General features: G+C 55.4%; 12 protein-coding genes. 5 read left to right on the top strand and 7 right to left on the bottom strand.

Annotated features, from left to right (window positions below):
• Positions 1–96: 96 nt before the first annotated feature.
• From AYB31_RS06870 to AYB31_RS06860, 3 genes are all read right to left on the bottom strand, one after another.
• Positions 97–1,356 (bottom strand): OprD family porin, encoded by a 1,260-nt coding sequence (locus AYB31_RS06870; RefSeq protein WP_068827090.1) that lies wholly within the window; start codon positions 1,354–1,356, stop codon positions 97–99.
• Between the two features lie 129 nt (positions 1,357–1,485).
• Complete coding sequence (locus AYB31_RS06865; RefSeq protein ID WP_068827088.1) at positions 1,486–2,889, bottom strand: heavy metal sensor histidine kinase; 1,404 nt, start codon at positions 2,887–2,889, stop codon at positions 1,486–1,488.
• The gene (locus AYB31_RS06860; protein WP_017675714.1) at positions 2,886–3,560 is read right to left on the bottom strand and encodes a heavy metal response regulator transcription factor; all 675 of its coding nucleotides are present in this window, start codon (positions 3,558–3,560) and stop codon (positions 2,886–2,888) included. The genes AYB31_RS06865 and AYB31_RS06860 overlap by 4 nt, the downstream gene beginning before the upstream one ends.
• Positions 3,561–4,117: 557 nt before the next feature.
• Between AYB31_RS06860 and AYB31_RS06855 the strand changes: the two genes are divergently transcribed.
• From AYB31_RS06855 to AYB31_RS21380, 5 genes are all read left to right on the top strand, one after another.
• Positions 4,118–5,401: a TolC family protein gene (locus AYB31_RS06855; RefSeq protein WP_082805228.1), complete on the top strand. Its 1,284-nt coding sequence runs from the start codon at positions 4,118–4,120 to the stop codon at positions 5,399–5,401.
• A 142-nt stretch (positions 5,402–5,543) separates the two neighbouring features.
• The gene (locus AYB31_RS06850) at positions 5,544–7,133 is read left to right on the top strand and encodes an efflux RND transporter periplasmic adaptor subunit (RefSeq protein WP_068827086.1); all 1,590 of its coding nucleotides are present in this window, start codon (positions 5,544–5,546) and stop codon (positions 7,131–7,133) included.
• 14 nt (positions 7,134–7,147) lie between these two features.
• Positions 7,148–7,489 carry a P-II family nitrogen regulator gene (locus AYB31_RS06845; RefSeq protein WP_068827084.1) on the top strand — a complete coding sequence of 114 codons (342 nt, stop codon included), beginning with the start codon at positions 7,148–7,150 and terminating at the stop codon, positions 7,487–7,489.
• A gap of 11 nt (positions 7,490–7,500) precedes the next feature.
• Positions 7,501–10,623 carry an efflux RND transporter permease subunit gene (locus AYB31_RS06840; protein ID WP_068827081.1) on the top strand — a complete coding sequence of 1,041 codons (3,123 nt, stop codon included), beginning with the start codon at positions 7,501–7,503 and terminating at the stop codon, positions 10,621–10,623.
• A gap of 188 nt (positions 10,624–10,811) precedes the next feature.
• A complete protein-coding gene (locus AYB31_RS21380; protein ID WP_153020660.1) occupies positions 10,812–11,087 on the top strand; it encodes a hypothetical protein in 276 nt (91 codons plus the stop codon).
• 472 nt (positions 11,088–11,559) lie between these two features.
• Here AYB31_RS21380 and AYB31_RS06835 read toward each other — a convergent pair whose 3' ends face one another.
• The 4 genes from AYB31_RS06835 to AYB31_RS06820 form a co-directional block, all read right to left on the bottom strand.
• Complete coding sequence (locus AYB31_RS06835) at positions 11,560–11,793, bottom strand: hypothetical protein (protein WP_068827302.1); 234 nt, start codon at positions 11,791–11,793, stop codon at positions 11,560–11,562.
• 220 nt (positions 11,794–12,013) lie between these two features.
• Positions 12,014–13,339, bottom strand: coding sequence for an OprD family porin (locus AYB31_RS06830; RefSeq protein ID WP_068827079.1), 1,326 nt, complete (start codon positions 13,337–13,339; stop codon positions 12,014–12,016).
• A 301-nt stretch (positions 13,340–13,640) separates the two neighbouring features.
• Positions 13,641–14,099 (bottom strand): hypothetical protein, encoded by a 459-nt coding sequence (locus AYB31_RS06825; RefSeq protein ID WP_068827077.1) that lies wholly within the window; start codon positions 14,097–14,099, stop codon positions 13,641–13,643.
• 8 nt (positions 14,100–14,107) lie between these two features.
• Positions 14,108–14,470 (bottom strand): DUF3703 domain-containing protein, encoded by a 363-nt coding sequence (locus tag AYB31_RS06820; RefSeq protein WP_068827076.1) that lies wholly within the window; start codon positions 14,468–14,470, stop codon positions 14,108–14,110.
• Between the last annotated feature and the right edge of the window lie 7 nt (positions 14,471–14,477).

Below are 14,477 nucleotides of genomic sequence, written 5' to 3'. Positions count from 1 at the left end.
GTACGTGCGGCTCGGTTTCGCGACAGTCGTAATTTCTTTACCGAGGATGGCCCCAGCGTGGCACTTGTAGTCAAGTGCCACGCTGGGGTTTGAGGATTACAGCAACGGAAGGGTGTAGCTGACGATCAAGCGGTTTTCGTCAACGTCGTTGCCGAAGTTGGTCGAACGCAGTGTGGCGTTGCGCCATTTCACGCCCAGATTTTTCAGCGCACCGTCCTGGAAAACGTAGGCGATGTCCGTATTGCGCTCCCATTCCTTGCCATCGGCATTGCCTGTGCCGAGGTCAATATTGTCGCCGCTCAGATAACGAGTCATGAACGTCAAACCAGGAATACCTACACTGGCGAAGTTGAAGTCATAGCGGGCCTGCCATGAGGTCTCGTCTTTGTTGGCGAAGTCGCCGATTTGCACATAGTTGACTAGGAACGGATCGGTGCCGTTGATATAGGCGTAGCCGGTGTCTCCGCTCATGCTCTGGTAGCCAACACCGAGCGCGTGGCCGCCAAAGGCATAGGTGAACATCGCCCCGAATGCCTTGTTGTCGACGTTGCTGTTGCCCTCGTCGGTGGAGCGAGCGTAGCGCAGATCAGTTTTCAGCGATTGTTTGTCACCCAGCGGCAAGGTGTGCAGAGCCGTGAGAATATGCTGCTTATAGAAGTCGTCCAGATTGCCGTAGTTGTAGCCAGTGGTCAGGTTACTGTTCCATTTGTAGGTCGCACCGGCGAAGTTGAACTCATCGCTGGTCTGCGCTCCACCACCGCTGATGGCGCGGGCTGCGCCGCTGGTAATGCTGAGGTCTTCGCTATCAGAGGAGTCACGTTGGCTTACCTGCTTAAGTTGGCCTGCATCGAAGGTTAGGCCGTCAATCTCAAGTGAGTTGAGATGCCCGCCCTGAAAAGTCTGTGGCTGTAAGCGCGAGTCGTTAGCCTGGACGGTTGGCAACCTGGGTTGCAGCGTGCCCAATTTCAGCACGCTGTTGGAGGCACGCAGCTTCGCGGTTAAGCCCATCTCGCCATATTCATCCTGCGCGGCACGAGGTGCTTCTTTATCGCGCTTGAGCAGGCCTGATCCTGAGCGGTCGGCACTGGAGTCCAGCTTGAGGCCAAGCATGCCGATGGCGTCGACGCCAACACCGACGGTTCCCTCGGTGAAGCCTGACTCGTAGCGCAGCAGAAAGCCCTGAGCCCACTCCTCCTGCTTTGATTGGCTGGCTGAATCTTGACGGAAGTCACGATTAAAATAGAAGTTACGCGCTTCCAAGCCAGCTTTGCTATCTGCCAAAAAGTCAGCGGCGGCTGGCTGGCTAAGACTGAGTACCCCAGTACTCACCGCGGCTGCCAAGAGGGTCTTCTTCATTGTTGTTTCTCCATGCTCAGGGGGTTGGCATATCGGGGAGCCGTCGCTGCATGCCGTGCTCTCCGAATAGGGGCGGGTTCCTCTACGGCCAATCATCGGCTGGTCGTTATGCCTGCATCCTTGCAGGGTCTAGGACGAGGAACCATTGCGGACTTTGGGGAAGATCAAGCGGAATACGGTGAAGCTGCCTGGCAGGCTGCTGACCTCGACCGTGCCCTGATGCAGGCTCATGATTGAGCGAACAATTGCCAGGCCCAACCCAGTTCCACCTTCGGCACGAGAGCGGCTGGTATCGACGCGATAGAAGCGTTCGAACAAATGGGGGATGTGCTGTGCGGGGATGCCAATCCCCGGGTTTCCAACCGAGAACGATACGGTTTCGCTGTGCTTTTCAATCAGCAGCGAGATGTTTGCCCCGATGGGGCTATGCCGAATCGCATTGGACAATAGGTTTGAAATGGCACGCTGCACCATCAACCGATCACCGAAGGTTCGGCCTGCTCCGGAAATGCTCAGGCTGATCTGTTTCTCTTCAGCAGAGATGCTAAACAGATCCACAACGCGTCTGGCCTCGTCCTCCAGTGCAATTTTCTCGAAAGGCACCAGGGACGCAGGGTGGCTCACTTGAGCGAGAAACAGCATGTCGGACACGATCCGAGTGACACGCTCAAGCTCCTCTGTGCAGCATTCCAGCACGGCTTTGTATTCCTCGGGTGGACGCTCTCTGGATAGTGTCACCTGGGCTTTACCCATCAAGTTGGTGATGGGTGAACGCAGCTCATGGGCCAAGTCATCAGAGAACTGCGATAACTGTTGAACGCCGCTATCAAGCCTATGCAGCATGAAGTTGATACCGTGTGCCAGCGCGCTTAGTTCCTGCGGAAGCTTGTCCACGGAAATTCGGTGAGTCAGATCCTGGGTGGAAATCAGCGAGGCAACCTGGCGAAATTGCCGAAGAGGGGAGAGGCCCCGTTGCACGATCCACCATGCGCCCATGCCAATCAGCGCAAGCAGAAGAGGCAGTGCGATCAGCGTTGACTTGAGATAGGCGCTGAGCAGCGCTTCGTCGGCGGATCGATCAATTGAGAGCAGGACTCTGACGTGGTCGCCATCGTTGAGCCGCATCACTTTGGATGCGGTCAAGAAGTTGTTCCCCTCGGCGTCCGACCAGCGCTGATAACTGGGCGTATCGCCTGCCGGTATTCCTGCCAGAACGGGCTCCAGGGATTTGTTACCCAGGTTCAGGAGTAATTTGGTACCTGACTTTTTTCCGTAAATCGTCAGGTGCAGATTGTCATGGCCCATGACCAAATCCAGCAGAGCGTGAGGTTGCTGGGCAATGGCATGGGCGCTCATGTCTTCGGCGAGATTGTGCTGAATCTGCTCCAGTTTGCCGTCAAGACTCTTCTTGGCCAAAGAGTCCAGCTCATGGGTAAGCGCAAAGTAGGCGAGTGCAGCCAGCAGTACCACCAGCGCGGCACCCATTACACTGACCGACAGGCCAAGGCGCATGGATAGGCTGGCCGGCTTCATGCCCGCTCCTCAAGCACGTATCCAACACCCCTGAGGGTATGGATCAGTTTGTTATCGAACGGATCATCGATTTTGGCGCGCAGCCTACGGATGGAGACTTCGACGACGTTGGTGTCGCAATCAAAATTCATATCCCAGACCAGAGAAATGATCTGGGTACGCGATAGCACTTCTCCAGAGCGGCGCATCAGCAGGTGCAGTAACGCAAATTCTTTGGTGGTCAGGTCGATACGCTGCTCGCCACGGAACGCGCGGTGCCTGGCAGGGTCGAGTTCAAGGTCGGCTACCCGCAGCACTTCCGGCACTGGAATCTGTTCGCTACGCCTTAGCAGCGTACGAATTCGCGCAAGTAATTCAGGAAACTCGAACGGCTTGACTAAATAGTCATCTGCACCCAAATCCAGGCCTTTGATTTTATCCACTAGACGCCCGCGCGCAGTTAGCATTATCACGCGAGTACTGCTGTTGCTGCGTATGTGTTCAAGTACTCCCCAGCCATCAATTTCAGGCAGGTTTACATCAAGCACTACTAAGTCGTAAGCATGTTGCCGAACTAGGTGAAGGCCATCCACGCCAGTGGCGGCTTTATCAACCACATAGCCACTTTCGCTTAAACCTTGGTGTAAATATTCGGCAGTCTTGGGCTCGTCCTCGACAATAAGGATTCGCATAAAAATCTCACCTTAAAATATACGGCCATTATTAATTAGATATTCTTTGGCCATGGCGTCAGAGTGGTTTTAATTTTTTCATCGGTGGTCACCGATATGACCGGAAGCGTTTCAGGTTGCTCTAAGGCTAAAGCCTGTAGTGGCTTCAGGGTCAAGCCAAAATGCCCGTTTCGCATGGGCCCAAGGCGTTGAGCGACAACGTGTCGCAGTACTCGCCCTCATCTAAAACACCCAACTTTGGACTGGCAAGGCTGCCCGGTGGCGCTATGCGCAAGGCAACCCTTATTTGTCTATGTTTGTTTCTAGTTGTTGCTGGTCGCTAAATCGCCTGCTTTCTTGAGCGCTGCCAATACTAATACAGGCCCACTGGGAAAAGTGCTGGATAACGTATTTGTAATTTTTCAGTCACCTTGCTGATAGGCATGGCGCACTACATTCTGCCGGGAATTGGCTATCTACTTATTTTTTCCAAGTAACAATCCAGAAAATTACTCGGACTCAATAAATCATAAGGCCTTGATTTATTCCGGCGCAATTTGTGCTGCGGAGGACTTTAAGTGTACGTAAAAGCAATCACCACTCATGGAATAGGTATAAGTAAGTTCTGCGTATTTTCAGGCTTACTGGCTGCATTGTTGATTGCTCCCGCGGCAACAGTTGCTGGTGAATCAGCCGGCCAATCAATGACGATTGAAGAGGCATTGGCGCAAGCGCTCACAGATAACCCGGAACTCGCGGCGGCCCAGTGGAATACAGGCATTGCCGAAGGCGCTCGCACTCAAGCCGGACTGATGCCAAATCCTGAGTTGTCCTGGAGCGTCGAGGACACCCGTAGTGAATCGCGCGTCACCAGCATTCAGGTATCTCAGCCAATTGAGCTGGGTGGTAAACGTGGCTCGCGCATCGATGTTTCTGAACGTGATCAGGACGCTGTGGCGATTGACCTAGAGCGTAAGAAAAACACCTTGCGTGCAGAGGTCATCCAGGCTTTTTACTCGGCACTGCGTGCTCAGGAAGGATTACAGCTGTCCACCCAGTCGCTGGATCTTGCCAGTCGCGGACTCCAGGTGGCCGAAGGGCGCGTAAAGGCTGGCAAGGCCTCTCCAATCGAAATTGCTCGTGCTCAAGTGCAGCTTTCTGAGATTCAACTGGAGCTCAACCGCGCTCGTCTCAGTCAAAGCAATGCCTACAAGCAGCTGGCGGTCATAACGGGTACCACGGTACCGAATTTCACGCATGTTGAGGGCGATCTTGAGCGTCTGCCATACCTGCCATCGCAGGATGAAATGCTTGCACGCATAACGGATACAGCGGACCTGCGGCTGGCCAGCATGCAAATCCAGCGTGCCGAGGCTTCCTTAGAACTCGAAAAGTCGCAACGCATTCCCGACATCAATGTCAGCGTTGGCAGCCAATACGACGAAGGGCTTGGCGAGCGGGTCAATCTGCTCGGTTTGTCGGTACCTATTCCGTTGTTCAACCGCAATCAGGGCAATGTGCTGGCCGCCGCTCAGGGAGCTGACCAAGCGCGCGATCTGCGCAATGCCGCCGAACTTCGCCTGCGTGCGGAGGCCCAGCAGGCGTTTGAACAGTGGGAAAGCGCCAGAAGCGAGGCCGATTCGATCCGCAGCACGTTGCTTCCCACTGCTCAGCAAGCGGTAGAGGGTGCCGTGCGTGGATTTGAGATGGGCAAGTTCGCCTTTATCGATGTGCTCGACGCTCAGCGCACCCTCGTCAGCATGCGCTCCCAGTATCTGAGCAGCCTGGATGAAGCTATTTCGGCTTGGGTGAGCCTGGAGAAGATCTACGGCTCCCAACTCAACGTCGAACTCAAAGAATAAGCACCCAGATAACGCCTCAGACGGTCGCGTCATGCGGCCTGCCGCATCGCCTGTTTGCTGGGCGGCGTCGCGTTTATTGAGCGCGTTTAATCACCGTTTGGCCTGAGTCCAATTCGATATTTTTGATTATTTGGAGTTACCAATGGCATCAACAACTCCCAGAAAGCAGTGGCTGATGATTGCGGCTGTTGTCGCAATCGGTTTGGTCGTGGCGGTTCTAATTTTAAGTGGTCGCCCCGGTCAATCCGGGGAAGCAGGCCATGGCCACGATGAAAGTCATGAGGACGCATCGACTCACGCTGATCCCGAGCACCATGGAGATGCTGCGGCCGAGAAGCACGAAGAGGCCGACGAGCATGCGGATGAAGAGCACCATGAGAGCGTAAAACCCACCACGGGTGAGCATGGCGGCAAGCTTTTCAGTGAGGGTGATTACGCGCTTGAAGTGACGATTTTTGAAGAGGGCGTAGAGCCGCAATTCCGGCTCTATACCTATCTGGACGGTAAGCTTCTGGACCCTGCAGCCAGTAGTGCGCAAGTAACCCTGGCGCGTTTGGGTCGGCCTGCGCAAATCATCAACTTCAGCAAAGAGAATGACTATCTGCGTGGCGATGCGGTGATTGTAGAGCCGCACTCGTTTCAGGTTTCTATCAGTGCCAAGCACAGTGACAAGCGTTACTCGTTTGCTTACGAGCAGGTTGAGGCGCGCGTGACCATGACCGATGCGCAGCTTGAGCAGGGCGGTGTCACGCTCGCTACTGTTGGCCCTGCGAAAATTGCCTCCACGCTGCAAGTGCTGGGCGAGGTTCGTTATAACGGCGATCGCACGGTTCAGGTGATCCCGCAGCTTGCCGGACGGGTCGACTCGGTGGCGGTCAGTGCTGGCGATACGGTTCGCAAAGGCCAGGTGTTGGCCAAGATCTCCAGCCAGGCGCTTGCTGAACTGCGTGGCGAGTTGCTTGCCGCCCAACAGCGTTCGGCGCTTGCCCGCACGACCTATGCGCGTGAAAAGCAATTGTGGGAAGAGAAGATTTCCGCCGAGCAGGATTTTCTGCAGGCGCAGGTTGCCATGCAGGAAGCCGCGATCGCGGTACAGCGTGTGCAGCAACAAATCGCCTCGCTGGGCGGTGCTCCGGCCAAAGGCCAGAACCTCACCGAGTTCGAGATTCGTGCCCCTATTGACGGTGTGATCACCAGCAAAAGCATCTCGGTTGGTGAGGTTCTCAAAGAGGACTCTGCGGTCTTTACCGTTTCGGATCTGTCGACAGTGTGGGTGGATTCAACCGTCGCGGCGAAGGACCTGGGCGTAATTGCCGAAGGGCAAAACGTTGTCGTGAGTTCCAGTGCATTCGCAGCCAAAGCTGAGGGCAGCATTTCGTACGTCAGTGCATTGGTTGGGGCGCAAACCCGTTCGGCGACGGCCCGAATCGTGCTCGCTAACCCAGATCGGCTATGGCGTCCCGGTTTGCCGGTGACGGTCGAGGTGGTTGCTGAGGAGAACGAGGTACCCGTTGCCGTAGCGGTCGAAGCGATCCAGACAGTGCGTGATTGGCAAGTGGTGTTCGGTCGCTTCGATAACCAGTTAGAGGCCCGGCCCCTTGAACTTGGCAAGTCCGACGGCCGCTTCGTCGAGGTTATCTCGGGGTTAAAAGAGGGTGATCGTTACGCACTGAAGAACAGCTTCCTGATCAAAGCTGAGCTGGGTAAAGCCGGCGCGAGCCATGACCACTAATCCGGAGTCGAGCCATGAAACAAGTTACAGCTATTTTTCGCCCGATCCGGCTTGAGGCCGTCGAGCAAGCGTTGCACGCACTGCCGCATTTGCCCGGCTTTACCATCCTACCGGCACATGGCCACCCGCGTGGTCACGGCAAGGATCACAGCTACATCGCCGACGAGTGGAATCCTGACGCCCACCAGCACCTCGTGCTGCTGGCGTTCTGCACCGATGAGGTTGCCGATGAGATCGTCCAGGCCATAGAGAAGGCTGCCCACACCGGTGTGCCTGGAGACGGAATCGTCACCCTATCCTCGTTGACCGACGCATTGCGCATCCGTACCGGAGAGCGCGGTGATGCTGCGCTTTAGGGAAAATTGACATGTACGAACGATTAATTCGCTTCGCCATCGATCAGCGCTGGTTGGTCTTGCTGGCTGTATTTGGCATGGCGGCGCTGGGCGTTTACAGCTACCAGAAACTGCCGATTGACGCGGTTCCCGATATCACCAACGTGCAGGTACAGATCAACACTGAGGCCAAGGGCTATTCGCCGTTGGAGACCGAGCAGCGCGTGACCTTCCCGATTGAGACGGTCATGGCGGGGCTGCCCAACCTGCAGGAAACGCGCTCAATCTCGCGTTATGGGCTGTCTCAGGTCACCGTCATCTTCGAGGACGGTACGGACATCTACTTTGCTCGCCAGTTAGTGAATGAGCGGATACAGGAAGCCCGTAGCAACCTGCCAAGCGAGCTGTCGCCGAGTATGGGGCCAATCGCCTCTGGTCTGGGCGAGATCTATATGTGGACCATCGAGGCGGCAGACAGCGCGAAAAAACCGGATGGCAGCGCTTATACACCGATGGATCTGCGCGAGATTCAGGATTGGATCGTCAAGCCGCAACTGCGTACCGTTAAAGGTGTTACCGAGATCAATACCATTGGTGGCTACGCCAAGGAGTTCCAGGTTTCACCCATGCCGGAGCGTCTGGTCGCCCATGGCCTGAGTCTGCAGGACATTGTGGTTGCGTTGGAAAACAACAACGCCAACGTCGGCGCAGGCTACATCGAGCGCAGCGGCGAGCAGTACCTGATTCGCGCCCCAGGGCAGGTCGGTACTATCGCGGATATCTCCAACATCATCATCAAGAGCACCGATGGTGTTCCTGTGCGTATCGGCGATGTGGCCGAGGTTGGCCTGGGTAAAGAGCTGCGTACTGGTGCCGCCACTGAAAATGGCCAGGAGGTGGTGCTCGGCACGGCGTTCATGTTGATTGGCGAGAACAGCCGCTACGTGTCGCAGGCTGTTGATCAGCGCCTGCAGGAGATTAACCGCAACCTGCCGAAAGGGGTTATGGCGAAGACGGTCTATGACCGTACCGTATTGGTCGACAAAGCCATCAACACGGTGAAGAAGAACCTGGTCGAGGGTGCTCTACTGGTTATCGCGATCTTGTTCCTGTTCCTGGGCAATATCCGCGCGGCCCTCATCACCGCGATGGTGATCCCGCTGTCGATGCTGTTCACCTTCACGGGGATGGTCAGCAACAAGGTCAGTGCAAACCTGATGAGCCTTGGCGCGCTCGACTTCGGCATCATCATTGATGGTGCCGTGGTGATCGTTGAGAACTGCGTGCGCCGGTTGGCCCATGCCCAAGCTGCCGCAGGCCGAACGCTGACGCGTAACGAGCGCTTCCATGAGGTGTTCGCGGCCTCGAAGGAGGCGCGTCGTCCGTTGCTTTTCGGTCAGTTGATCATCATGGTGGTGTACCTGCCGATCTTTGCGCTGACCGGTGTGGAAGGCAAAATGTTCCATCCGATGGCCTTCACCGTGGTGACTGCCCTGTTCGGGGCCATGATCCTCTCGGTGACGTTCGTCCCGGCCGCTGTTGCGCTGTTCCTCAATGGCAACGTCAGCGAGAAAGAAAACCGCCTGATGGTCTGGGTCAAGCAAGGCTACGCGCCGTTGCTGGATTGGGTCATGGTCAGCAAGCCGCTGGTGTTGACCATAGCGGCAGTCATCATGGTGCTGTCGGGCTTGGCTGCTTCGCGGATGGGTAGCGAGTTCGTGCCGAGTTTGGATGAAGGCGATATCGCGCTGCATGCCCTGCGCATTCCAGGCACCAGCCTCTCGCAGGCGATTGACATGCAGGTGCAACTCGAACAACAGATCAAATCCTTTGCAGAGGTCGATACGGTATTTGCCAAGCTGGGCACCGCCGAAATCGCCACAGACCCCATGCCGCCTAACGTGGCGGACAACTTTGTCATGCTCAAGCCGCGCGACCAGTGGCCCGACCCGGATCGCAGCAAAGCCAACCTGGTTGCGGCGATGCAGGAAGCGGTCGAGCAGGTTTCCGGTAACAACTACGAGTTCACTCAGCCCATCCAGATGCGCTTCAACGAGCTGATCTCCGGCGTACGTAGTGACGTCGCGGTGAAGGTGTTTGGCGACGATATGGATGTGATGAACGAGACCGCCGAGCAAATCGCCGAGGTGCTGGAGGGTATTCCGGGTGCCGCCGATGTGAAGGTTGAGCAGACCACGGGGCTACCGATGCTCAGTGTGCAAATCGACCGCGAAAAGGCCGCGCGATTCGGTTTGAATGTCTCGGAGATTCAGGACGCTATTTCCACCGCCATAGGCGGGCGTGAAGCAGGCGCGTTGTTTGAAGGTGATCGGCGCTTCGATATCCAGGTTCGTCTGGCAGATGAGTGGCGCAATGATGTCGACAAGATTCAGCAACTGCCTATTCGCTTGGCCAGTGGCGATGGTCTGGATGGCCCTGGTTTTGTGCGTTTGGCTGATGTGGCGACTGTAGTTTCCGCACCAGGTCCGAACCAGATCAGCCGTGAAAGTGGCAAGCGTCGCGTGGTGGTCACCGCCAACGTTCGCGGCCGCGACATTGGCTCTTTTGTCGCCGAAGCCGAGAGCAAAATCTCCCAACTGGTAAGTGTACCTACAGGTTACTGGACGACCTGGGGTGGTACCTTCGAGCAGCTCCAGTCTGCTGCCAAGCGCTTACAGATTGTCGTGCCGGTATCGCTACTGCTGGTATTCACGCTGCTCTTCATGATGTTCGGTAATGTCAAAGATGGCCTGCTGGTGTTCACCGGCGTGCCCTTCGCACTGACAGGCGGGATCATGGCATTGTGGCTGCGTGATATTCCGCTCTCGATCTCTGCTGGGGTGGGGTTCATTGCGTTGTCAGGTGTGGCGGTACTCAACGGCCTGGTAATGATTTCCTTCATTCGCAGTTTGCGTGAGAACGGTATGGGGCTGGACGAGGCCATTCGCGAAGGTGCGTTGACGCGTCTGCGGCCGGTGCTGATGACTGCCTTGGTAGCGTCCCTGGGTTTCATTCCAATGGCCACTGCCATCGGCACGGGTGCTGAGGTTCAGAGACCTCTGGCGACGGTGGTGATTGGCGGAATTCTGTCCTCAACGGCGCTGACGTTGCTGGTGTTGCCATTGCTCTACCGCTTGGCCCATCGCTTGCGTTAGTGAACGAGCTGTTCGTGTACAAGCAGAAAGCCCCGCTCAAAGCGGGGCTTTCTGCTTGTAGGGCTTAGTCTCTAGGTCGCGTTGAGTGCCAGTACTGCTTGTTACCTGCCTCTCTGATGGTTAGATGGGCCGGCCACACCAGTACGTGCTACCACTCACAGGATCTACATGAGTTGACGTGTTGTGGCATGCCTGAAGAGGGCTATTGGCAGAGTTTCTTCGACTCCGATAGCGTTGTCGAAAGCCTGTTCTTGGCTGTTGGTGTCGCAGGTAATTTGGTCGAGTTTGGTGGCGGCTATAGAGCATTCACGTTGTCCGCTGCCTGTTGTACGCGCCATGTGGCCACTGACCTGGATATTGAACCGACGATGGTGGCGCGTGTAAGGCAAAAGTCCGAGGCGAAGACGTTGCACAATGTACGAGCAGAAATACGGGATTTTGTTAGTCAGGCGCGGTCTGGTTAGCGCTACTCAGCCCCATGCCATGATTGCTCCCCCTGGAATAGCCATTGGCATTATGGTGAGAGGCGCACGGGGCACTTCACTGTTGCGGGGGCGGTTGCCCTCATGCAATGGCGCAGTGATGTACCTACGCCGACCGGCCCCTCTATTGATACTCACCTGCGGCCAGAACAGTGTCAGGCATGGTCGCCCGCTGCTGGTTTCTAAGATCAGGTAGGTCGATGTACAAGCCTTCAGCCCATATCTTTTAGCTTTGCTCGCTACGCGTGATGGCAGTGCTCTTTTTCTGATGTGGATTGCACCCACAGGAAGGGGGGGTAGTTAATCTTCCAAGATGACGCTTTATATTCTCAATGCGGCTATGGGATATAAAATAATCCAAATAAAAAAAGCGCCCCGAAGGGCGCTTAGGGTACACCTCTTTCCAAAGGAGCTCGGGAGCTTCTAGAGGTGAACATCGTTCGGAAGTGAGCGGTTAGTCAGCTTTAGTTTCTTTTTTAGGATCGATGTTGGTTCGATCCTGGCTGATGGTTTTAACCTTTAACTCGTCCGCTGGCTTAGCGGCGGGCTCAGTTCCGTGAATTCTTTTTTGATCTGCTCGAAATTTTTCTTGCGCCTTCATTGAGCGGTCGAAGCCGTCTTCTGCATAAGTTTGCGCGGAGCCAACAATAATTACCGATCCAATAATCAGGGCTTTCAACATCTTCATAAGGCAGTCCTCGTAAAATTCAATTAATAGCTTGCCGGGATACATGGACAAGTTCTGCAAGTTCGAGTGAATTTTACGGTGGTGAAGCTAACAGCAGCGTGAGCCAAACATTACATTCTTGAAATCTAATCCGTACGTTTCTTGTGCTGCTGTAACTTAGTGCGATGACTTCGTATGCATGGGCGAGCGGGGCTTTGAGAACCCGCCCGCCCATCCATTTTTAAAGTACGCTCAGTGGGTACTCGACGATCAGACGAACCTCATCCAGGTCCGACTCGTAATCCGTCGCACGGGTAGTCATCTGGCGAACGCGGAAAGACATGTCTTTCAGCGAGCCCGCTTGTACGACGTACTTGGCTTCGATGTTGCGCTCCCAGCGCTTCTGGTCGGTCAGCGGATTGCCATCGGCATCGCGACGCATATACACATTGTTGGCGTCGGAGTAATCAGCATCCGTACCCAGTGCATAGCGGGTCATAAAGGTCAGGCCAGGAACGCCATAACTGGCCATATCCAGGTCGTAGCGCAGCATCCAGGAGCGCTCTTTCGGCGAGTTGAAGTCGCTGTACTGGATGGAGTTGTCCAGGAAGATGGAGTCAGACTGACGCAGGTAGTCGAAGTCGTCGTCACCATTGTTACGCTGGTGCGACAGGGCAACACTGTGTGCACCGAACTGCACGCCCACTTTGCCGCTGTAGATGTCGTTGTCGAACTCACCCAGCAGCTGTTTGCCTTCATCCACAGCCTTGTAGTAGTTGAGGCCGCCGAACAACGACACGTCCTCAGACAGCTGATGGCTCCAAGACATGCCCGCGTAGTGCTGGTTCCAGGCATCCTTCAGGCGGCTGGAGTAGAGGCTGAACGCCAGGTTGTCGTTCAGCGTGTAGTCGCCGCCGAAGTAGGCCGCCCACGGGGCGTTTACCCCACCGGCATAGAAGGTGGCGAAGTCTTCATTCATGTCGCTCTGTTGCGGCTGGCTCATCGCGTGAACACGCCCGCCTTGCAAGGTCAGGCCATCGATGCTGTTGTTGACGGCGGTTACACCCTTGAAGCTTTCCGGCAGCAGGCGCGAGTCACCGTAGTGCAGAACGGGGGTGGTGGGGAAAACGTCGCCTGCCTTGATGACGGTATCGAACAACTGGGCTTTAACAGCACCGCCCAGCTTGGAGTAATTATCCTCGGCCTCACCATCACTGTTTACCGGGAGCAAGTTGATGCTGCCACCTTGTCCATAGCGACCGTCACCGGTATCCAGCTTAAGACCGAGCATGGCGAAGGCATCAATACCAAAGCCTACAGTCCCTTGGGTAAATCCCGACTCAAACTTGCCGATGATCCCGTGAGCCCATGCCTCAGAGTAACCATTGTCAGTGTTGCTTGACTGACCTTTACGGAAGTCACGGTTCATGTAGAAGTTACGATTGAGTATATTGAAGCTGCTGCCTTCTACAAAACCTTCGGTCTGTTCTTCTGCGGCCGCCATGAGAGGAGTTGCACTGACAATCGCCGAAAATACTGCAAGGGATAGTTTGGTTTTATTAAGCATTTATTGCTCCTTTATAGTTGGCAGTTATTGGTCTAATTCTTTCGCCATAGCGTTCTTATAGGTATTGCCCCCTTAAGCGCTCTGTGCCGCTGGGGAGCTGAGCCCTATCCTTGCAAGCCGAAGATAACTTGAAGATGATTGGAAAATTACAATTCTGTAATCTTCACAAGGCGGCAATAAAAGTTATCTGTGGGCGACATTTTTTTATGATTTCCGGCGGGAATGTAACGTTGACCGTGGGCGTGGTCGGCCGAAATTGGGGGGGCTAGAGCGCGGAGAGTAGTTGCTGGGGTTGAGTGCTTCAGTAGTTAAAGCCATGAGTCGCCAAGGTTGCCCAGCGGCGCTGACGATGGGCGTAGAAGAGGCGCGCATAAAGCCATACGAACGGGGAGAGGACACCGGCCTCGATGGTCACTTGATCTCGGTAAAGCGTTCCTCCGCTAGCCTCTTGTGCCGTAATCAGGTGATCCCACTTGCTAATCAGTGGGCTGTAGCCATTATCCCTAAGCATGAACGTCTCAGCGCTTTCCGCCTGCGGGTAGCTGATCACAATCGCCTGACGTCCTATGGGAAGTAAGCCGAATAGCTTCAGCGTGACCCAGTAAGTGCCCTCGCTCCAGATGTCGGGAAATTCAGCAGGGGCCAGCGGGCTGAAGCTCAGTAGTGGTGAAGCAACGTGACGCAGCAGACGTGGCGTGCGTGCCTGGGCAACCACCTCTTCAAGTGAGCATGGAAGTAGGGTAGCGAGATCGATTTGCATGGGCAAAATCACCGACTGGATTGAGTTTGCACGTCGTCGGCAAGCAATATCTGTAGTTCTTTGGGAACAGGCATGGGCTTAAAAGCACTGATCCTAGAGCGGCCTGTATTGCCGACGGGCACCCAGATTTTGGAGAACAATAGGGCCGCAAAAAAACGCGGTATTTGCCCCGCGACTTCGCGGTAATCGCCAGTTTGCCAGCCGAGCACGAGCATCAGCCAATGTGACCTAGCATGCTGCACGGGGTGGCGTTGGGTCAGGATGTGTGCGCGCTCTAACCATTGAAAGGCATCTGTACTGCGCTGTTCCTGGATGGCCTGCCGGGCCTGTTGAAAGGCCTGTTTAATTGCGAGTTGTAATGCAGCTTTCATTTCAAAC

The sequence above is a fragment of the Pseudomonas sp. BMS12 genome (genome assembly GCF_001592875.1).
In the GTDB taxonomy this organism is placed as follows: Bacteria; Pseudomonadota; Gammaproteobacteria; order Pseudomonadales; family Pseudomonadaceae; genus Aquipseudomonas.
The sequence above is the reverse complement of the archived record's forward strand: the minus strand, read 5'-3'. Positions and strand labels throughout refer to the sequence as shown.

Excerpts from the sequence above, each read along its gene's own strand:
- AYB31_RS06870 (WP_068827090.1), bottom strand. The coding sequence starts at position 1,356 with ATGAAGAAGACCCTCTTGGCAGCCGCGGTGAGTACTGGGGTACTCAGT.
- AYB31_RS06865 (WP_068827088.1), bottom strand. The coding sequence starts at position 2,889 with ATGAAGCCGGCCAGCCTATCCATGCGCCTTGGCCTGTCGGTCAGTGTA.
- AYB31_RS06860 (WP_017675714.1), bottom strand. The coding sequence starts at position 3,560 with ATGCGAATCCTTATTGTCGAGGACGAGCCCAAGACTGCCGAATATTTA.
- AYB31_RS06850 (WP_068827086.1), top strand. The coding sequence starts at position 5,544 with ATGGCATCAACAACTCCCAGAAAGCAGTGGCTGATGATTGCGGCTGTT.
- AYB31_RS06845 (WP_068827084.1), top strand. The coding sequence starts at position 7,148 with ATGAAACAAGTTACAGCTATTTTTCGCCCGATCCGGCTTGAGGCCGTC.
- AYB31_RS06840 (WP_068827081.1), top strand. The coding sequence starts at position 7,501 with ATGTACGAACGATTAATTCGCTTCGCCATCGATCAGCGCTGGTTGGTC.
- AYB31_RS21380 (WP_153020660.1), top strand. The coding sequence starts at position 10,812 with ATGCCTGAAGAGGGCTATTGGCAGAGTTTCTTCGACTCCGATAGCGTT.
- AYB31_RS06835 (WP_068827302.1), bottom strand. The coding sequence starts at position 11,793 with ATGAAGATGTTGAAAGCCCTGATTATTGGATCGGTAATTATTGTTGGC.
- AYB31_RS06830 (WP_068827079.1), bottom strand. The coding sequence starts at position 13,339 with ATGCTTAATAAAACCAAACTATCCCTTGCAGTATTTTCGGCGATTGTC.
- AYB31_RS06825 (WP_068827077.1), bottom strand. The coding sequence starts at position 14,099 with ATGCAAATCGATCTCGCTACCCTACTTCCATGCTCACTTGAAGAGGTG.
- AYB31_RS06820 (WP_068827076.1), bottom strand. The coding sequence starts at position 14,470 with ATGAAAGCTGCATTACAACTCGCAATTAAACAGGCCTTTCAACAGGCC.